The sequence below is a fragment of the Saccharopolyspora sp. MMCC62 genome, assembly GCF_057736575.1.
Genome location: NZ_JBYKCM010000005.1, coordinates 136,517 through 155,438 on the forward strand (window position 1 = coordinate 136,517; position 18,922 = coordinate 155,438).

Consider the following 18,922-nt stretch of genomic DNA (forward strand, 5'->3'; position numbering starts at 1 on the left):
CGTGTCCCGCGGTGCGCCGCACCGGCCACGCCTGATCGGATGAAATGCCGCTGCGCTGCCGGTTTCCCCCGGCTGAACCGGCTGCGGCGGACGGGTGCACTTCGGACGGGTCCGCCGCGCACCGCGCCCTCGCGTACCCGGTGGCCCGGGCCGGGGTGCACGCAGTGCCCGGCACGGGCGTCGCGGGGGCGTGCGATTCTGACGGCATGCAATCCGAAGGCGCAGGTGAACAAGGCGAACGCATTTCCTCGACCACCCTGCGCGCACTGGAGCGCGCTTCCGGGGACCTGGCGACGGCGAGCGTCGGTGCGATGGAGCAGCGGCTGCCGTGGTTCCGCCGGCTGCCCGCCGACCAGCGGGCGAGCGTGCTGCTGGTGACCCAGACCGGGGTGTCGAACTTCGTGGCCTGGATGCAGGACCCGACGGAGGCCATCCGGCTGACGGCGGAGGCGTTCCGCGCCGCCCCGAAGGACCTGTCGCGGTGGGTGAGCCTGCGGCAGACGCTGGACCTGGTGCGCGCGGCGATCGACGTGTTCGAACGGCGGCTGCCGGAACTGGCCGAGCAGGAGTGGGAGCGCACCGCGCTGACCGAGTCGATCCTGCGCTACACGCGGGAGATCGCGTTCGCGGCGGCCACCTCCTACGCGGCGGCGGCGGAGGCGCGCGGCGCGTGGGACGCGCGGCTGGAGGCGCTCGTCGTGGACGGCATCGTCCGCGGCGACCCGGAGGAGTCGCTGCTGTCGCGGGCGGCCGCGCTCGGCTGGGAACCCGGTTCGGAGGCGACCGTGCTGGTGGGCACGGCGCCGTCCGACGACCCGCCGACGATCATCTACCAGGTGCGCCGGAGCGCGGCCCGCGCCGGACGTCCGGTGCTGCTCGGCGTGCAGGGCACCCGGCTGGTGGTGGTGTTCGGCGGCCCGTCCGACGACCACGGCGCGCTGGCGGCGGCGGACAAGCTGGCGGAGGCCTTCGACAGCGGCCCGGTGGTGGTCGGGCCGACGGTGACGAGCCTGTCGGAGGCGCACCGTTCGGCGGCGGACGCGATGTCCGGGCTGCGCGCGGTGGTGGCCTGGCCGACGGCGCCGCGCCCGGTGCCCGCGGAGGACCTGCTGCCGGAACGGGCGCTGGCCGGTGATCCGGAGGCGGAGCGGCAACTGGTGGAGGGCATCGTGCTCCCGCTGGTGGACGCGGGCGGCGCGCTGCTGGAGACGGTGGACACCTACCTGGAGCTGGGCGGGGTGCTGGAGAACTGCGCGCGGCAGCTGTACGTGCACCCGAACACGGTGCGGTACCGGCTGCGGCGGGTCGCGGAGCTCACCGGCCGCACCCCGGCGAACGCGCGGGACGCGCTGGTGCTGCGCGTAGCGTTGTCGGTGGGGCGGCTGGCCAGGGCCCGCGGCCTGTGGTGATCGCGCCCGGTTCGCCTCCGGAACGTGACGAGCGACAACGAATCACGGTGCGTGATGCCCGAATCGTCGTCACGCTTGTAGACACTCCACAAGATTGTGCCTCGGACTTCGTCCGTACCGGCATCACGCCGATCTCGGTCGGCCATGTGTAGTAGCAGGGTGATCGCGCTCCTCGCTCCCGGACAGGGCTCGCAAGCCCCCGGCATGCTCTCCCCCTGGCTCGAACCGGACGGCGCCCGCGAGCGCGTCGAGGCCTGGTCGGAGCACGCCGGTCTGGACCTCGTCCGGCTGGGCACCACCGCCGACGCGGACGAGATCAAGGACACCGCGGTCACGCAGCCGCTGGTGGTGGCGCTGTCCCTGCTGGCGGCCGAGCAGCTGCGCGCCCGCTTCGACGTGCCCGCGGAGACCCCGGTGGCGGGTCACTCGGTCGGCGAGCTGGCGGCGGCGGCGATCGCAGGCGTGCTCTCCCCCGACGACGCGGTCGCGCTGGCCGCGGTGCGCGGCCGGGAGATGGCGGCGGCGTGCGCGCTGGAGCCGACCGCGATGTCCGCGGTGATGGGCGGGGACCGGGACGCCGTGATCGGCCACCTGGAAGCCCTCGGCCTGGACCCGGCGAACTGCAACGGCGCGGGCCAGATCGTCGCGGCGGGCCGCAAGCCCGCGCTGGAGGCACTGGCCGAGGAGCCGCTGCCCGGCACGAAGGTGCGTCCGCTGGCCGTGGCAGGCGCGTTCCACACCCGCTTCATGGCTCCCGCGCAGGACGCGTTCGGCGCGCGGGCACAGGAGGTCGCGGCGAAGGACCCGTCGTTCCCGCTGCTGTCCAATTCGGACGGTTCGTTCGTCGGGTCGGGCGACGAGTTCGTGCGCCTGCTCGTCGCGCAGATCACCCGGCCGGTGCGCTGGGACCACTGCATGACCGCCCTCGCCGAGCGCGGGGTGACGGCCGTGGTCGAGTTCCCGCCCGCCGGTGCGCTGACCGGCCTGGTGCGCCGCGAGCTCAAGGGCACCAAGACCGTGGCGCTGAAGAAGCCCGAAGACCTCGACAAGGTCGCAGACCTGCTGGCAGCGGACTCCGAGGAGACCGCCCAGGACGCGAACACCTCTGGGAGCGATGCGTGAGCACACCGACCCTGCGCAAGTCCACCGGACCGGCGGCGACCAAGCTGCTCGGCTTCGGTAGCACCCAGGGCAACCGGGTCGTGACCAACCACGACCTGGCCAAGATCGTCGACACGAACGACGAGTGGATCCAGCAGCGCGTCGGCATCGTGCACCGCCGTCTCGGCGACGAGGACCAGACCGTCGTGTCGATGGCCGTGGAGGCCGGTTCGAAGGCCATCGCCGACGCGGGCCTGACCCCGGCGGACGTCGACCAGGTCATCATCGCGACCTGCACGATGCCGGGCGGCATCCCCAACGCGGCCGCGCAGGTCGCCGACAAGATCGGCATCAAGGCCTCCGGCGCGTTCGACCTCAACGCCGCCTGCGCCGGGTTCTGCTACGCGCTCAACACCGCGTCGGACATGGTGCTGGCCGGTTCGGCCCGCCGGGTGCTGGTGATCGGCTCCGAGCGGTTCCAGGAGTGGATCGACTGGGAGGACCGGGGGAACTGCATCATCTTCGCCGACGGCGCGGGTGCCGCGGTCGTGGGTCCGGCCGACGAGCCGGGCATCGCCCCGGCCGCGCTGGGCAGCGCCGGGGACCTGGTCGACACCATCTACCTGCGCGACGGCAAGTACATCTACCAGGAGGGCCAGTCGGTCTTCCGCTGGGCGACCACGCAGATCGCCCCGGTGGCGATGCGGGCCGTGGAGCTCGCGGGCCTGCAGCTGTCCGATGTGGACGCTCTCGTCGCGCACCAGGCGAACCTGCGGATCGTCGAGGGCATCGCCAAGAAGCTGCAGAGCCAGGGTGCCCGCGACGACCTGGTGGTCGCGCGTGACATCGTCTACTCGGGCAACACCTCGGCCGCGTCGATCCCGCTCGCGATCGACCACATGCGGTCGGCGGGCGAGCTCTCCAGCGGCGATGTGCTGCTGCTGGTCGGTTTCGGGGCTGGATTGTCCTACGCCGGCCAGGTCGTGATCTGTCCCTGAGCGCGTCCGCGCTCACCAAGACCGCCGCGGGCACGTCCGCGGTGACCACCGCAACAACGAAAGGAACCATCGTGGCGAACGAGGAAATCGCGCAGGGTCTCGCCGGCATCGTCGAAGAGGTCGCGGGCGTGGACGCCGACGAGGTCACGGTCGAGAAGTCCTTCGTCGACGACCTCGACATCGACTCGCTGTCGATGGTCGAGATCGCCGTGCAGGCCGAGGACAAGTTCGGCGTCAAGATCCCGGACGACCAGCTCGCGAACCTCAAGACCGTCGGTGATGCGGTCGACTACATCACCAAGAACGCATGACGGCGACCGACGTCGTCATCACCGGGATGGGCGCGACGACACCACTCGGTGGTGACGTCGCGTCCACCTGGGACGGTCTGCTGACCGGTCGCAGCGGGGTGCGCAGGCTGACGGCGGAATGGGTCGACAAGTACGACCTGCCCGCCAAGATCGGCGCTCCCCTGGTCGTGGAGCCCGCCGAGGTGCTGCCCCGCGTGCAGCTGCGCCGGCTGGACCGCTGCCAGGCGATCGCGATCATCGCGGCCCGCCAGGCCTGGAGCGACGCCGGTTACGACATGCCCACCGACGAGCACCAGTCGGTGGACCCGGATCGGCTCGGTGTCGCGCTCGGCACCGGGATCGGCGGTCCGGTGACGCTGCTCGACCAGGACGACCTGCTGGAGCAGCACGGACTGCGCAAGATCTCGCCGCTGACCGTGCCGATGCTCATGCCCAACGGGCCCGCCGCGCACGTCGGCATCGACCTGCGCGCGCGAGCCGGGGTGCACTCCCCCGCCTCCGCCTGCGCTTCCGGCGCGGAAGGGCTGGCGCGCGGGTGGGACATGATCCGCTCCGGGCAGGCCGACGTGGTCGTGGCCGGTGGCGCCGAGTCCTGCATCCACCAGATCACCGTGGCCGGGTTCTGCCAGGCCCGGACGCTGAGCACGCGCAACGACGAGCCGGAGCTGGCATCGCGCCCGTTCGACACGGGCCGGGACGGCTTCGTCCTCGGCGAAGGCGCCGGCGTGGTGATCCTGGAGAGCGCCGAGCACGCGAAGGCGCGCGGGGCGCGGATCTACGGCCGGCTGGGCGGGGTGGGCATCACCTCCGACGCCTACCACATCACCGGCAGCCACCCGGACGGCGTCGGCCAGGTCAACGCGATGACGCAGGCCGTGCGCACCGCGGGCCTGTCGCACTCCGACATCGAGCACGTCAACGCGCACGCCACCTCGACCGTGGTCGGTGACGTGGGCGAGGCGGCGGCGATCCGGAAGGCGTTCGGCGACGGAGTGGCGCTGACCGCGCCGAAGAGCGCGCTCGGGCACCTCGTGGGCGGCGCCGGTGCGGTCGAGAGCATCGTGACGCTGCTGTCGATCTACCACGGGCAGATCCCGCCCACCCGCAACCTCGACGAGCTCGACCCGAAGGTGGAGCTGGACGTGGTGACGGACAAACCGCGGCACGTCGAGGTGTCGGCCGCGGTGAACAACTCCTTCGGCTTCGGCGGGCACAACGTGGCCCTGGCCTTCACCAAGGCCTGATCGCCCCCGGCCGCTCGTGCGAGCGCCCCGTCCCCGGTGCGAACCGGAGGGCGGGGCGCTTCTCGTTCCCGGGGTTCTCGTTCCCGGGGTTCTCGTTCCCCGAGTGCCGTCAGCAGGAAACGGCGAGGGCGCTGCCCGGCAGGCTGTTGGTGTCCAGCCGGAACCCGCCGCCGTCCACGACCATCGGGTAGACCACCCGCCACCGCAGGCAGCCCTCCTGCATCCCGACCGGCGCGTCCTTCGGGTCCTGGGTGCTGACGAAGGTCATCAGGACGCGCACCGAGTCGTCCGGTCCCGGTTCGATCCGGTGCACCTTGATGGCGGCGTCGCGGGTGGTGGCGTACTCGCGCTGCCACTTGTCCTCGGGCAGCTGCTGCTGCTTGGCCGCGACGACCGTGGTCTTCCAGGTCTCGTAGCGGCGCGTGTTGATCGCGTTGAAGTGCATCTGCAGCGTCCAGCGGATGTCCGCGTGGTCCGGGTGCTCGTCCGCGTCGGGGGTGAACTCGATGTTGGCGTACTCGGAGTTCGCCGGCTGCCCCGCGACCTCGCCGTCGATGCTCGCGGGCATCGTGTCCGGGTAGTACTGCTGCGCCGCGACGCCGCCCGCGCCCGCCGCGATCAGCACGAGCGCGGCGATCGGCACCCCCCACTTCCACCAGGAGTGCTGCGAACGACCGGCCGGAGAATACGACTGCACGCCGATCAGCTTCCCACAACCGCGCCCGCCGCGGCCCCACCGGGCGCGGACCGGAACTCGCGCGGTTCCCGCCGTCGGGCCTGCGCAGTGGGTTTCGTCGGTTTCCGGCGGGCTCCGGGATTCCGCTTCCCGAGCCGCCGCGGCGGGACGGGTCAGCCGACGCGGTGCAGCCAGCTGACCGGCGCACCGTCGCCCGCGTGGCGGAACAGTTCCAGTTCCGCGTCCCAGGCGGCGCCGAGCAGCTGGTCGACGCGGTGGGTGAACGATTCCGAGCCGCGGCTGTTCGCGGCGAGCGTGCGCAGCTGGTCCTCGCTGACGACGATGTCGCCGTTGGCGCTGGTGCGCGCGTTCCACAGGCCGAGTCCCGGCACGTGGCAGAAGCGCTGCCCGTCGATGCCGGGGCTGGGGTCCTCGGTGATCTCGAAGCGCAGCATCGGCCACGCGCGCAGCGCGGTGACCAGCCGGGATCCGGTGCCGGGTTCGCCGGTCCAGGTGAGTTCGGCGCGCAACTGCCCGGGTGCTGCGGGTTGCGCCGTCCAGCGGAGTTCGGTCCGCGTGCCGAGTGCGCCGGCCACGGCCCACTCGATGTGCGGACAGACCGCAGACGGCGACGAGTGGACGTAGACCACGCCACTTGTGCTGCCACGGGTGCTCACTGCTGACCTCCGCTGTTCGACGAGGGACGTCTTCCCCTACGACCTCATCGTGCGGGTGGTCCGATCTCCCGATCACGGGTGATCGGCGTCATTCTGCACGCGCCTCGCCCGCCGTCGCCACATGAACCGGGTGAACTCCCCGTCCGGGCGACCCGGTTCGACTACGGTTCGCCGGGTGCCCCTGGCCCGTCCGGCGCGGGGTCGTCGCAGTTCCGGGCGCACCCGTGCGGCCCAGCGGGCGGCCCGAACGGCGCAGCGCGGCAGGTGCGGACGAGTGGCCGATACCACTCGATCGGGGGAGTACTCGGAGTAGGCGAGAATGCGGGCCGGGCCCGGTGGCGGCAGGCCGGTCCGGATTTCGGGGACGGGAGACGACGATGCGGGTGGTGCGGCTCGGCGAGGAGCCGACCGAGATCGGCGCGGACATCCGGGCGGCGGTGACCGCCTGGGGCCCGGGCGACGGGGTGTTCGGCGGAGTCGCGGTGTGCGGGGCGCGGCCGCCGGGAGCGCCGCGGGCGCTGGACGCGGTGCTGGTGCTGCCGCGCGGCATCGTGGTGGTGCTGGGCGTCGACCTGCCCGGTTCGGTGCTGTCCCTGGAGGCCCCGGTGCAGACGCCGTGGACGGTGGACGGCTGGCCGCTGCTGCGCCAGGAGGCGGCGGTGAACCCCGCGCTGGCGGCGCTGGAGTCGGCGTCCGCGCTGGCCCGCGCGTTGCAGACCCGCGGCGCGGAGCCGTTGCCGGTAGCCGCGATCGTGGCCGTGGGCCCGTACGTGGAGCGGGTCACCCAGCCGACGGGCGACCTGCACCGCGGGGTGCGGGTGCTGTACCCGTCGACGACGAGCATGCTCGCCGCGGTCCGCGAGCTGGCCACCTACGAGCGGGCGTGCGGGGTGGAGGCGGCCCGGGCCGTGCTGGACGTGCTCGACGAGGGGACGCGTTCGCTGTCGGTGGCGGAGCTGACCGCGGAGGGCTTCCCGGATTCGGTGGCGCCGGACCTCGCCGCGGCGAGCACGCTGCTGATCCCGAAGGTGGCGGACGAGCCGCGACCGGAGCCGCCCGCGCGCCCGGCCGGGCTGCGGGGACGGCTCGCGGCGCTGCCGGGCCGGTCGAAGCTGCTCGTGCTGGGCGCGGTGGCGCTGGTGCTGGTCGGCGCGGTGTCCGCGCTGCTGGTGGCCGGGGCTTCGGAGGAGGAGCGGGAGGTCGCGGCGCAACAGGTGGACGGAGTCGCGTTCACCCGGACCAGCGCGGAGCGCGGCGGGGACTGCACGGAGGCCGCGTTCGGGGACGTGCGGGCGTGGTTCCAGCGGCACCCGTGCGAGGGACTGTCCCGGCAGGTCTTCGACGGGGAGACCGCGGGCCGGTCGGCGGTCGTGTCGGTCGCGGTGGTGGACCTGGGTTCGGCGACGTCGGCTCGGAACCTGCGGGAACTGCTGAACACCCCGGGTTCCGGTGGCATCGCCGACGCGGGCGCGGAGCCGGGTGCGCCGAGCTCGCCGGAGTTCGCGGACGCGGCGGCCGCGGTGCAGCAGACGGGCGGGCGGCTGCGCGTGGTCCAGGCGGCGTGGGCCGAGGGCCGGTCCGATCCGGACGACGTCTCCCTCCGCGCCCTCGCCGAACGAGCCCTCCGCCTCCGCACTCCCGCCTGAGAACACCCGCGCGGCGGAGGTTGCTCCGCAGCGGCGTCGCGCCGCCCCCGTCCTCCCACCGGCGGTGCCGCTGAGCGGACGATCACCGGAGCAACCGGCACCGCCGCTGAGGTTCCGCCACCCGAGCACTACGCGGCAGGAGCAGCGAGACAGGTAGTGAGCTTCCGCTACCTGCCCCGCGCCGCGGCACGAGACGCGGGCGCCTCAACCCCAGAAGGTCGCCGGGGAGGTCGCGCACCCGGTTTCGGAGCAGGGCCGCGCCACCGGCCGCACGTCGGTCCCGTCGACGAGCCACTGCCTGCCGTCGGCGACGGACACGAGGTAGCGGCCGACGCGGTCCGCGGACAGCTGCACCTGGTCGGCGCCGAGGTCACCGCCGGTGCTGAACGGGGTGCCACCACCGACGGCCTGACCGTTGTCCGCGTCGAGCGTGGCGATCCGCATCCGTTCCGCACCGCCGCAGTCGGCGGCGGCGAGCACCGCGAGGTTCCGGTCGGCCCAGGCGAGCGCGCGCGGGCCGCAGGTGCCCGCGGGCGGGCTCATCGGCCGCCCGAGCTCGGTGCCGCCGGGCGCCACGACGTGGATCGCCGCGTCCGAGGTGAGCACGGCGACGCGGCCGCCGTTCCCGACGGCGAGGTCGTCCACCTGCTGACCGGCGGGGACGGCTATCCGCCGCGGCCGGTCGGCTCCGTCGACGACGATCTCGCCCGCGTCGGAGTAGGCGACCAGGCCGTCACCCGCGGCGAGCGCGCCCGCTCCGGTCCGGTGCGCCACCGGACGCACGATGCCGTCGGCCCCGAGCGCGACGATGTCGCTGCCCTCCGCGGTCGGGACGGCCGCGTACACGCGGTTCCCGTCGGCGGCGAGCGGTCCCTGCGCCGGTGCGGGCAGGTCGGCGAGCACGTCGTTGCGCTTCCCGCTGAGCACGTCGAACGAGGCGAGCGTGGCGGCGGGCGCCGCGACGTAGCTGTTCGGCGCGATGCTGACGGGTTCGGGGGCCTGCGGGCCGGTGGGCACCACGGCGAGGACCACGAGGAACGCGGCGGTGGCGGCGACCGCGATCCCGCCCGCGGCGAGCAGTGGTCGCCGCGAGGGCCTGCGGGATCGGCGTTGCCGCGCGGCCAGCAGCCTGGGCAGCGTGTCCCCGCGCGGTTCGACGTCGTCGACGATGGCGTGCAGCGCGTTGCGCAGCTCCTCGACGTCCTGCGTGTCGTTCGACTCGCTCACACCCGCTCCCGCAGCAGATCCGACAGCCGTGCCACTCCCCGCGAGCAGTACGACTTCACCGCACCTTGGCTCACGCCCATCAGCTTCGCGGTCCGCGCTTCGCTGAAGTCGGCGTAGTAGCGCAGCACCACCGCTTCCCGCTGCCTGCGCGGCAGGTGGGTGAGCGCGTCGGCGAGCACCGCCCGGTCCAGTCCGCGCCCGGTGTCGTCCGGGCGCGAGTCCTCGGTGGCGATCCGAGGTTGGTAGCGCTTGGCGACCATCCGGCGTCGCAGCACCGACCGGGCCCGGTTGAGCACCGCCTGCCGCAGGAACGCCAGCGCCTTCTCCGGGTCGCGCAGCCGCGTCCTGGAGTCGAACACCCGCACGTAGGCGTCCTGCACGATGTCCTCCGCGGAGGCGCGATCATCGACGAGCAGCACGGCTATGCGCAGCAGTTGCCGGTAGTTCTCCTGGTAGAGCTCGGTCAGTTTGGTCGTCAGTTCATCCATGGCCGCCAGCCCGTCGCCCGGCCAGGCGGTCACGGGCAATGCGATCGAAACCGTCACATCTCTGCACGACGCCCGAGACCCCCTTCGCGGTTGGCAGCCGACGCGGACCGGATTTCCGCCGTTGGCTCCGACCGGCGGAGAGGCGCAGCTTACCGTCCGCCACGAACGGCCTCGCGGAGTGATCGTCGGCGCCGGGTGCGGAGACCGGTCGCCGGCGCGCCCCGGGCGGGTCGGTGCAGGCCGCGCGGGCTGCGGATTCACCGTCGCGACGGGGTTTTCGACACCCGGCGGGCGGGGTGGTCCACAGCGGACGGAGGTGGTCGTGGTCCGGCTCCGTCCGGACGCGGCGGCGAGTGGGAATCGACACATCCAAGATCATCCGGATGCCGTATCCGCTGGTCAGCCGATCAGCGCCGCACTCACTCGCCCGTTTGGCAGCCGATGCCGCCGGGTGCGCGTTCGACTACCGTCGGCGGCGATACGGGATCTGTTCCGCGTTCGGCATGCGATGGGAGGATAGGCGGCCTCCCGGCCGCCTGAACCGACATGAAGTTCGGCATCTCGACGTTCAACACCGACGAAGGCATCGGGCCCGCGGAGCTGGGTCGCGCCCTCGAGGAACGCGGGTTCGACGCGCTGTTCCTCGCCGAGCACACCCACATCCCGGCGAGCCGCGAGACCCCCTATCCGGGCGGGGGCGACCTGCCGCGCATCTACTACCGCACCCTGGACCCGTTCATCAGCCTCACCGCGGCGGCGGCCGTGACGGAGAACCTGGTGCTGGGCACCGGGATCGCGCTGATGGTGCAGCGCGATCCGATCACCACGGCGAAGGAGGTCGCCAGCCTCGACCTCGTCTCGGGCGGGCGGGTCGTGTTCGGCATCGGCGCGGGCTGGAACCGCGACGAGATGCGCAACCACGGCACCGATCCGGGCCGCCGCGGCGCGCTGATGGACGAGCGGATCCGGGCGATGCGCGAGATCTGGACGAACGAGCTCGCCGAGTTCCACGGGGAGCACGTGGACTTCGACCCGGTGTACTCGTGGCCGAAGCCGGTGCAGCACCCGCACCCGCCGATCTACGTCGGCGGCGAGAGCGAGCGCTCCTTCGACCGCGTCGCCGAGTACGGCGGCGGCTGGCTGCCCCGGGCGGGCACCGAGAACCTGGGCGAGCTGGTGGAGAAGGTGCGCGAGCGCGCCGGGTGGCGGGTTCCGGTGTCCCTGTACGCGGCCCCGAAGGACGCACCGCTGGAGGAGTACGCGGCGGCCGGGGTGGATCGCGTGCTGTTCTTCCTCCCGACGAAGCCGCGGGACGCGACGCTGGAACGGCTCGACCTGCTCGCCGGCGTGGTGGACCGGTACCGCTGAGCCGCGCGGGGGCGGCCGGTGCCGACGGCCGCCCCTTACATCCTGGTTACTTCCCGGTCTTGCACTGGACATGGGGGACATCGCAGGCAGATCCTTGCGACTGCTTTGCAGATCGGTGCGATCAACACGGCATGTTGCGTGCACAACTGCTTGATCGCGGAAACGGAGACCGGGGACGGTGGCGAACACGACGACAACGACGCCGACGGACGAGGCGTCACCGCGGCGGAAGTGGAACCCCCAGCAGATCCTCGTGTGGACGCTGGTGGCGGTGGTCGGGGCGATCGCCTGGGGCGTCATCGCGCTCAGCCGCGGCGAGGAGATCTCCGCCGCGTGGCTGGTGTTCGCCGCGCTGGCCTCCTACGCGATCGGCTACCGGTTCTACGCGCGGTTCATCGCCTACCGGGTGCTGCGGACCGACGACACCCGCGCGACCCCGGCGGAACGGCTGAACAACGCGGCCGACTTCCAGCCGACCGACCGCCGAGTGCTGTTCGGCCACCACTTCGCGGCGATCGCGGGCGCGGGACCGCTGGTGGGGCCGGTGCTGGCCGCGCAGATGGGCTACCTGCCCGGCACGATCTGGATCATCGTCGGCGTGGTGTTCGCGGGCGCCGTGCAGGACATGGTGGTGCTGTTCTTCTCCACCCGCCGCGACGGCCGCAGCCTCGGGCAGATGGCGCGGGAGGAGATCGGTCCGGTCGGCGGCATCGCGGCGCTCATCGCCGTGCTCGCCATCATGATCATCCTGCTGGCGGTGCTGGCGCTCGTCGTGGTCGGCGCGCTGAAGGGCTCGCCGTGGGGCACGTTCTCCATCGGCATGACCATCCCGATCGCCCTGTTCATGGGCATCTACCTGCGGTTCCTGCGGCCCGGCCGGATCATCGAGACCTCGATCATCGGGATCGCGCTGCTGCTGCTGAGCATCATCGGCGGCAGCTGGGTCGCCGACTCCGCGCTCGCCGGGGCGTTCACGCTCTCCGGCAACGAGGTGGTGCTGGCGCTCGTCGTGTACGGCTTCATCGCCTCGGTGCTGCCGGTGTGGATGCTGCTGGCGCCGCGGGACTACCTGAGCACGTTCATGAAGGTCGGCGTCATCGTGATGCTCGCGGTGTCGATCCTCATCGCGATGCCGGTGATGAAGACCGAGGCGGTCACCGAGTTCGCCTTCAACGGCCAGGGCCCGGTGTTCGCGGGCACCCTGTTCCCGTTCGTGTTCATCCAGATCGCCTGCGGGGCGCTGTCCGGGTTCCACGCGCTGGTGTCCTCCGGCACCACCCCGAAGCTGATCGAGAAGGAGTCGCAGGTCCGCGTCATCGGCTACGGCGGCATGCTCACCGAGTCGTTCGTGGCGATCATGGCGCTGGCCGCGGCCTGCATCATCGACCCGGGCATGTACTACGCGATGAACATGCCCAGCGCGGCGCTCGGCGACACCCTGCAGTCCGCCTCCGACGCGGTCGCCGGGGTCGGGTTCTCCATCAGCCCCGAGCAGCTCGCCGCCGCGGCCGCCGCCGTGGACGAGGAGACCCTCGTCGGGCGCAGCGGCGGCGCACCGACCCTCGCGCTCGGCCTGTCCGAGGTGTTCTCGCAGGTCCTCGGCGGGGACGCGATGCGGGCGTTCTGGTACCACTTCGCGGTCATGTTCGAGGCGCTGTTCATCCTCACCACCGTCGACGCGGGCACCCGGGTGGGGCGGTTCATGCTCCAGGACACCGTCGGCAACGTGTGGAAGCGCTTCGGCGACGTCACCTGGAAGCCCGGCATCTGGATCTCCAGCGCCGCCATCGTCGGCGGCTGGGGCTACTTCCTGTGGACCGGGGTCAACGACCCGCTGGGCGGCATCAACCAGCTGTTCCCGCTGTTCGGCATCGCCAACCAGCTGCTGGCCGCGGTGGCGCTGGCCGTCGCCACCACCGTGCTGATCAAGTCGGGGCGGGCGAAGTACGCGTGGGTGACGATCGTGCCGCTGGCCTGGGACGCCGTGGTGACGCTGACCGCCAGCTGGCAGAAGGTGTTCTCCGCGGACCCGAAGCTCGGCTTCTTCGCGCAGCGCGGCGCCTACCAGGCCGCGATCGACGCCGGGCAGACCAGCAAGGGCTCGGCGGCCACCGTCGACGAGATGCGGCAGGTCGTCACGAACTCCACGGTGTGCGGCGTGCTCAGCGTGCTGTTCGCGGTGCTCATCCTGGTGGTGCTCGCCGACGCGGTCCGGGTGTGGATCAAGGCGCTGCGCAGCACCGAACCGCTGCCCGACACCGAGACCCCGCACACCGAATCGGAGCTGTGGGCGCCGTCCGGGCTGATCCCCACCGCCGAGGAGCGGCGGATCATGCGGGAACGGCGCGATCCGGAGGACCGGCAGGAAGTGGGCGCGGGGACGTGAGCCCCCGGTCCGCCGCCGCGCGGGCGGTGCTGTCCCGGTTGGGACGCTCCGCCCGCGAGGCTTGGCAGATCACCCGCGGCATCGTCGGCGAAACCGCCTACGAGCGGTACCTGGAGCACCACCGCGCGCACCACCCCGGCACGCCGCCGCTGGGCGAACGGGACTTCTGGCGCAGGCACGTCGACCGCGGTGACGTGAACCCGGGGTCGCGCTGCTGCTGATCACCGGCGGCGCGGGCGTTCGACCGCCCTCCCACCGAGGTGCGCGGAACTCCCGGGCCGAGGAACGTCGTTCCCGTCGGATGCGGCCGACGCGACGGGGAGGAAGCCATGCAGAAGATCATCACGTGCCTGTGGTTCGACGGGCAGGCCGAAGAGGCGGCGCGGTTCTACACCTCGATCTTCCCGGACTCCCGGATCACCGAGGTCCTGCGCCACGGCGAAGCCGGGCCGGGTGAGCCGGGCACGGTGCTCACGGTGACGTTCGAGCTCGCCGGCCAGGAGTTCCTCGGCCTCAACGGCGGACCCGAGTTCACCTTCAGCGAAGCCATCTCGTTGCACGTGGACTGCACCTCGCAGGACGAGGTGGACCGGATGACGACGCGGCTCACCGCGGGCGGCGAGCAGGGGCCGTGCGGCTGGGTGAAGGACCGCTACGGCCTGTCCTGGCAGGTGGTGCCGCGCGAACTCACCGACATGCTGCACGACCCCGATCCGGTGCGGTCGGACCGCGTGATGCGGCAGATGCTCACGATGCACAAGCTCGACCTGGAACCGCTGCGCCGCGCCTACCTCGCGGAGTGAGCGGACCGTTCGTCCGATCCCGTTGGCCGAACGGGCCGTTCACTCGGGTCCGCGTGCTGCGACGCGTGGTGAGCGGACCGTTCGTCCCGTTCGGTCGGTCTCGCTCACGGCGGGTGCGGTTCGCCGAGAGCCGCGAGGCGGGCCCGGAGGTCCGCGTTCTCCGCTTCCAGCGCGTCGAGCCGGGCGTGCGTGCGGGCCAGATCCGCCTCGGAGTAGCGGTGCGGGATGTGCTTCGGGCAGTTCCAGTCGTGCGCCTCGACCTCGATCAGCACCAGCCGCTCGACCCGGCCGCCGGCGCGCGGCGCATCGAGTCGCGCGGCGAGGGTCGGGTCCTCGTCGAGCGCGTGCACCGCGGCGCGGCCGAACAGCTTCAGCCGGGTGCGCGTCGCGTAGTCCATGAAGAACAGCGCGACCCGCGGATCACCGCGCAGGTTCCCGTCGGTGATGTACTGCCGGTTCCCGCGCACGTCCGCGTAGCCGAGGGTGCGCTCGTCGAGGACGTGCACGAAGCCGGGCGGGCCGCCGCGGAACTGCACGTAGGGCCAACCGGTCTCCCCCACCGAGGCCAGGTAGCAGCCGTCGCGGGCGGCGATGAACGCGCGCTCCCGCTCCCCCAGCCGGTCGGGTTCCAGCCCGACCCCGGCGCCCAGCTCGGCGCGGTGCGCGGGGCGGCTGCCCTGCTCGACCTGCATGGCGCGCACCGCGTCGGTGAACGCCAGCCGTGCGTACCTGCTCATCGTGCTCCCTCCACCCGGTACACCCTCACCCAGCGGCTCGGACGACCGGATTCCGGCGTCGGGGAAAGGAGATCCGCTTTTCCAGACGGGGAAACGCGCGGCGCCTTTTCCGCCCGCAACCCGCTCAGCCGGAGAGCCGCGCGCCAAGGCAGACTGAACGGTCCACAACGGAGGAGGATGATGTGAGCGATCTCCAGGTCGAGGACACCAAGGTCGGCGAGGGCGCCGAGGCCCAGCCCGACAACGTCGTGACCCTGCACTACACGGGCACGCTCAGCGACGGTTCGAAGTTCGACTCGTCGCACGACCGGGGCGAGGGCCTGACCTTCGTGCTGGGTTCCGGCCAGGTCATCGAGGGCTGGGACAGGGGCGTCGTCGGCATGCGCGTCGGCGGTACCCGCACCCTGGTGATCCCGCCCGAGCAGGCGTACGGCGAGCGCGGCGTCCCGCCGATCATCCCGCCGAACTCCACGCTGCACTTCGACGTCGAGCTCCTCGAGGTCAAGTGAGCCTCCGCCTGCCTGCGCGCCGGTCGGTGCGCAGGCAGGCGGCCACGCATTTCAACCGTTGAAACGACGGTAGGATCGATGCGGTGGAGCCCTGGGAGACCTCGCCGCAGCGGCGCGCGTGGCGGCCGTACATCGAGACGAGCCTGCTGCTGGAGACCCGTCTGGACGAGGACCTGCGCGCGTCCGCCGGGATGAGCTTGATGGACTACCACGTGCTGCTCGTCCTCTCGGAATGCCCGGAGCAGCGGCTGCGGATGGGCGAGCTGGCCGCGCGCATGGTGTTCTCGCCGAGCAGGCTGACCTACCAGGTGAAAGTCCTGGAGCGCCGCGGTTGGGTGGTGCGGCACCCGTCCCCGGATGATCGGCGCGTGCACCACGCCGTGCTGACCGCCGCCGGGCTGGAGGCGCTGCGGGCGGCGGACGAACACCACGTGCGGACGGTGCGGCGGTTGTTCACCGACGATCTCGACGAGCAGGAGCTGGACGTGCTCCGCCGCGTGTTCACCCGCACCCAGGACCGGCTGCGCGGCACCGGCTGACGCCGGGCGTGGCGCTCGTCACGCCCTCCCCGGAATACTTCACGGACGGCATCCGTTCGACCAGTTAGTTCAAATCTTAAGGATGTGGCCGTGATGCAGTTCGGGATCTTCAGCGTGGGGGATGTGACTCCGGATCCGACGTCGGGGCGTACGCCGTCGGAGGCGGAGCGGATTCGGGCGATGGTGCGCATCGCGGAGAAGGCGGAGGAGGTGGGTCTGGACGTGTTCGCCACCGGCGAGCACCACAATCCGCCGTTCGTGCCGTCGTCGCCGACGACGATGCTCGGGTATCTGGCGGCCCGCACTGAGCGGTTGGTCCTGTCCACGTCGACGACGTTGATCACGACGAACGATCCGGTGAAGATCGCCGAGGATTTCGCGATGTTGCAGCACTTGGCGGGTGGCCGGGTGGATCTGATGCTGGGGCGCGGCAACACGCCGCCGGTGTATCCGTGGTTCGGCCAGGACATCCGGCAGGGCATTCCGCTGGCGCTGGAGAACTACGGGTTGCTGCACCGGTTGTGGCGGGAGGACGTCGTGGACTGGGAGGGCCGGTTCCGCACCCCGTTGCAGGGCTTCACCTCCACCCCGCGGCCGTTGGACGGGGTACCGCCGTTCGTGTGGCACGGGTCGATCCGCAGCCCGGAGATCGCCGAACAGGCCGCCTACTACGGTGACGGGTTCTTCCACAACCACATCTTCTGGCCGCCGCAGCACGCCGCCCGGATGGTGCAGTACTACCGGGAACGCTTCGCCCACTACGGCCACGGCACCCCCGAACAAGCGATCGTCGGTCTCGGCGGACAGGTGTTCCTGCGCCGCAACTCCCAGGACGCCGTCCGCGAATTCCGCCCGTACTTCGACCACGCCCCGGTCTACGGCGGCGGCCCGTCGCTGGAGGACTTCTCCGCCCAGACCCCGCTGACCGTCGGTTCCCCGCAGCAGGTCATCGACCGCACCCTCGGCTTCCGCGACTACATCGGCGACTACCAGCGCCAGCTGTTCCTCATCGACCACGCCGGCCTGCCGCTGAAGACGGTCCTGGAGCAACTCGACCTCCTCGGCGAAGAAGTCATCCCCGTCCTCCGCAAGGAATTCGCCGCCCACCGCGGCCCGAACACCCCCGACGCACCCACCCACGAGTCGCGCGCCCAGCGCGCCGAAAGGAGCGGAGCATGACCCGCATCCTGGCGATCTCGGCAGGCCTCTCCCAGCCCTCCTCCACCCGGCTGCTCGCCGACCGGCTCGTCACGGCCACCCGCGGCGAACTCGGCGAGCAGGCGGAGGTCGAGGTGGTGGAGCTGCGCGAGCACGCCCACGACATCACCGACAACCTGCTCACCGGATTCCCCGGCGCGCGCCTGGACGAGGTCCTGCAACGGCTCTACGCCGCCGACGGGCTGATCCTGGTCACCCCGACGTTCAGCGCCTCCTACAGCGGCCTGTTCAAGTCGTTCCTGGACGTCGTCGAACCCGAGTCGCTGCGGGACACACCCGTGCTGCTGGGCGCGACCGGCGGTACCGAACGGCATTCGCTGGTCCTGGAACACGCGCTGCGCCCGCTGCTGTCCTACTTCCGCGCGCACGTCGTGCCCACCGGCGTCTACGCGGCAGCCTCCGATTGGGGCGGCGGCACCGAACTCGGGCAGCGCATCACCCGCGCCGCCCGCGAACTCGTCGATGCGGTGCGCCGACGGCCGGAGCGCGCGGACACCGACCCGTTCGCGAATCCGGTCCCGTTCGAAGAACTCCTCCGCGGCGGCGCGGCGAGCTGAGCAGAACGCCACCGACCCCCGCCAGGACGTGCTGGTGGGGCCGGCGGGATGCGAACCTGACGGATCGAGCCATCGTCAGCTCCGGCTCCGATGGGTCACCTCGACGCCCTCGTCCCGGATCGAGACCTGGGCGGCATCAGACGGTCCCGTCGAGCGAACGGACCGCCTCGGTCAGCGCCGATCTGGCGACCGCCCAGTCGGTGTCCCGCGGCCAGGTGCTCAGCAGCACGACGACGAAATCGTGGTCCCCGCGGACCAATCCGGTGGTGTGCAGCACGGTGTCGGTCTCGGTCGACCCCCACCCCTGTTTGATCGCCCAGCGGTGGTCGGGCAGGCCGCCGGGAATGCCGAAGTGCTGCGGAAATCCGTCCTCCGCGGTGCCGGAGGCCTGCCCCATCGCGTCCAGCAGCAGCGTCCGCGTATCCGCATCGGCCTCCGCCGTCAAGTAGCGGTAGACCCGCGCGACATCGCTCGCGCTCATCCGGGTGCTCCCCCACCGCCCGGACGATCGCGGCGGCGCGGTGTCGGTCAGCTCCAGCTTTGCCGCCACGCGGCGGACGATGTCCGGACCACCGTTGGCGGTCCACAACCGGCTCGCCACATCGTCATCGCTCGCCGACAGCATCCGCTCGATCTCACCGTCGGCGGTGTCGCCGCCGGAGCGCTCCACCGCGTCGATCGCGATCAGCAGCTTCACCACGGACGCCGTCGGGAAGCCGCTGTCGGCGTCGAGCCGAGCGATCTCCGCGCACGCGTCCAGATCCACCACTTCGACCGCCACCGAGGTGCCTTCGGAGAACGACGGCAGGTTCTCCCGGACCGACCGGGCCACGTCGTCCGCCGCGGAACTCCGCGACACACCACCGCTGCACGACGACGACCACTGATCGGAGTTCGCCAGCCCCACGATCCCGCCGACCACGCTCAGAACCACGACCACTGCCGCCGCGATCCAGATGCTCCGCCGCGCGTCCCACCCCATGGGTCCCCCTCAGACCAGAGCACGGCCGCCGCGCCCCCTCGCCCGG

At 72.0% G+C, this 18,922-nt stretch carries 20 protein-coding genes; 14 read left to right on the forward strand and 6 right to left on the reverse strand.

The window, feature by feature from the left end; genetic code table 11:
* Positions 1-206: 206 nt before the first annotated feature.
* The 5 genes from AC29IT_RS13965 to AC29IT_RS13985 all read left to right on the forward strand — a co-directional run bounded on the left by AC29IT_RS13965 (position 207) and on the right by AC29IT_RS13985 (position 5,063).
* Positions 207-1,409, forward strand: a complete 1,203-nt coding sequence (locus AC29IT_RS13965; protein ID WP_488218954.1) for a PucR family transcriptional regulator — start codon at positions 207-209, stop codon at positions 1,407-1,409.
* A gap of 144 nt (positions 1,410-1,553) precedes the next feature.
* The gene (locus AC29IT_RS13970) at positions 1,554-2,531 is read left to right on the forward strand and encodes an ACP S-malonyltransferase (protein ID WP_358445445.1); all 978 of its coding nucleotides are present in this window, start codon (positions 1,554-1,556) and stop codon (positions 2,529-2,531) included.
* Positions 2,528-3,508, forward strand: coding sequence for a beta-ketoacyl-ACP synthase III (locus tag AC29IT_RS13975; protein WP_358445448.1), 981 nt, complete (start codon positions 2,528-2,530; stop codon positions 3,506-3,508). The genes AC29IT_RS13970 and AC29IT_RS13975 overlap by 4 nt, the downstream gene beginning before the upstream one ends.
* Before the next feature lie 71 nt (positions 3,509-3,579).
* Positions 3,580-3,819, forward strand: coding sequence for an acyl carrier protein (locus tag AC29IT_RS13980; protein ID WP_488218955.1), 240 nt, complete (start codon positions 3,580-3,582; stop codon positions 3,817-3,819).
* Entirely contained in the window at positions 3,816-5,063 is a 1,248-nt protein-coding gene (locus tag AC29IT_RS13985) for a beta-ketoacyl-[acyl-carrier-protein] synthase family protein (protein WP_488218956.1), read from the forward strand. Before AC29IT_RS13980 ends, AC29IT_RS13985 begins: the two co-directional genes overlap by 4 nt.
* A gap of 109 nt (positions 5,064-5,172) precedes the next feature.
* On the opposite strand, the gene AC29IT_RS13990 is transcribed toward AC29IT_RS13985, so the two are convergent.
* Together AC29IT_RS13990 and AC29IT_RS13995 are read right to left on the reverse strand one after the other, a co-directional pair.
* On the reverse strand, positions 5,173-5,760 hold the full coding sequence (locus AC29IT_RS13990) for a hypothetical protein (RefSeq protein WP_488218957.1): 588 nt from the start codon (positions 5,758-5,760) through the stop codon (positions 5,173-5,175).
* Between the two features lie 152 nt (positions 5,761-5,912).
* The gene (locus tag AC29IT_RS13995) at positions 5,913-6,416 is read right to left on the reverse strand and encodes a DUF3145 domain-containing protein (protein WP_358445456.1); all 504 of its coding nucleotides are present in this window, start codon (positions 6,414-6,416) and stop codon (positions 5,913-5,915) included.
* Between the two features lie 377 nt (positions 6,417-6,793).
* On the opposite strand from AC29IT_RS13995, the gene AC29IT_RS14000 reads away from it, so the two are divergent.
* A complete protein-coding gene (locus AC29IT_RS14000) occupies positions 6,794-8,062 on the forward strand; it encodes a hypothetical protein (protein ID WP_488218958.1) in 1,269 nt (422 codons plus the stop codon).
* A 204-nt stretch (positions 8,063-8,266) separates the two neighbouring features.
* On the opposite strand, the gene AC29IT_RS14005 is transcribed toward AC29IT_RS14000, so the two are convergent.
* Together AC29IT_RS14005 and AC29IT_RS14010 are read right to left on the reverse strand one after the other, a co-directional pair.
* Complete coding sequence (locus tag AC29IT_RS14005) at positions 8,267-9,289, reverse strand: serine/threonine-protein kinase (protein WP_488218959.1); 1,023 nt, start codon at positions 9,287-9,289, stop codon at positions 8,267-8,269.
* Positions 9,286-9,810 carry a SigE family RNA polymerase sigma factor gene (locus tag AC29IT_RS14010; protein ID WP_358445465.1) on the reverse strand — a complete coding sequence of 175 codons (525 nt, stop codon included), beginning with the start codon at positions 9,808-9,810 and terminating at the stop codon, positions 9,286-9,288. The genes AC29IT_RS14005 and AC29IT_RS14010 overlap by 4 nt, the downstream gene beginning before the upstream one ends.
* A 513-nt stretch (positions 9,811-10,323) precedes the next feature.
* Here AC29IT_RS14010 and AC29IT_RS14015 point away from each other — a divergent pair.
* The 4 genes from AC29IT_RS14015 to AC29IT_RS14030 all read left to right on the forward strand — a co-directional run bounded on the left by AC29IT_RS14015 (position 10,324) and on the right by AC29IT_RS14030 (position 14,334).
* The gene (locus AC29IT_RS14015) at positions 10,324-11,145 is read left to right on the forward strand and encodes an LLM class F420-dependent oxidoreductase (protein WP_358445468.1); all 822 of its coding nucleotides are present in this window, start codon (positions 10,324-10,326) and stop codon (positions 11,143-11,145) included.
* 247 nt (positions 11,146-11,392) lie between these two features.
* On the forward strand, positions 11,393-13,531 hold the full coding sequence (locus tag AC29IT_RS14020; RefSeq protein ID WP_488219132.1) for a carbon starvation CstA family protein: 2,139 nt from the start codon (positions 11,393-11,395) through the stop codon (positions 13,529-13,531).
* Entirely contained in the window at positions 13,528-13,752 is a 225-nt protein-coding gene (locus AC29IT_RS14025) for a YbdD/YjiX family protein (RefSeq protein ID WP_358445471.1), read from the forward strand. The genes AC29IT_RS14020 and AC29IT_RS14025 overlap by 4 nt, the downstream gene beginning before the upstream one ends.
* Positions 13,753-13,860: 108 nt before the next feature.
* Complete coding sequence (locus AC29IT_RS14030) at positions 13,861-14,334, forward strand: VOC family protein (protein ID WP_358445474.1); 474 nt, start codon at positions 13,861-13,863, stop codon at positions 14,332-14,334.
* 104 nt (positions 14,335-14,438) lie between these two features.
* Here AC29IT_RS14030 and AC29IT_RS14035 read toward each other — a convergent pair whose 3' ends face one another.
* Positions 14,439-15,071, reverse strand: a complete 633-nt coding sequence (locus tag AC29IT_RS14035; RefSeq protein WP_488218960.1) for a pyridoxamine 5'-phosphate oxidase family protein — start codon at positions 15,069-15,071, stop codon at positions 14,439-14,441.
* A 182-nt stretch (positions 15,072-15,253) separates the two neighbouring features.
* Here AC29IT_RS14035 and AC29IT_RS14040 point away from each other — a divergent pair, with 182 nt between their 5' ends.
* The 4 genes from AC29IT_RS14040 to AC29IT_RS14055 all read left to right on the forward strand — a co-directional run bounded on the left by AC29IT_RS14040 (position 15,254) and on the right by AC29IT_RS14055 (position 17,894).
* A complete protein-coding gene (locus tag AC29IT_RS14040; RefSeq protein WP_358445479.1) occupies positions 15,254-15,580 on the forward strand; it encodes an FKBP-type peptidyl-prolyl cis-trans isomerase in 327 nt (108 codons plus the stop codon).
* A gap of 83 nt (positions 15,581-15,663) precedes the next feature.
* Complete coding sequence (locus AC29IT_RS14045) at positions 15,664-16,119, forward strand: MarR family winged helix-turn-helix transcriptional regulator (RefSeq protein ID WP_358445482.1); 456 nt, start codon at positions 15,664-15,666, stop codon at positions 16,117-16,119.
* A gap of 93 nt (positions 16,120-16,212) precedes the next feature.
* Positions 16,213-17,298: an LLM class flavin-dependent oxidoreductase gene (locus AC29IT_RS14050; RefSeq protein WP_488218961.1), complete on the forward strand. Its 1,086-nt coding sequence runs from the start codon at positions 16,213-16,215 to the stop codon at positions 17,296-17,298.
* Positions 17,295-17,894, forward strand: coding sequence for an FMN reductase (locus AC29IT_RS14055; RefSeq protein WP_488218962.1), 600 nt, complete (start codon positions 17,295-17,297; stop codon positions 17,892-17,894). The genes AC29IT_RS14050 and AC29IT_RS14055 overlap by 4 nt, the downstream gene beginning before the upstream one ends.
* Before the next feature lie 136 nt (positions 17,895-18,030).
* On the opposite strand, the gene AC29IT_RS14060 is transcribed toward AC29IT_RS14055, so the two are convergent.
* Complete coding sequence (locus AC29IT_RS14060) at positions 18,031-18,876, reverse strand: serine hydrolase (protein ID WP_488218963.1); 846 nt, start codon at positions 18,874-18,876, stop codon at positions 18,031-18,033.
* Positions 18,877-18,922 lie beyond the last annotated feature (46 nt).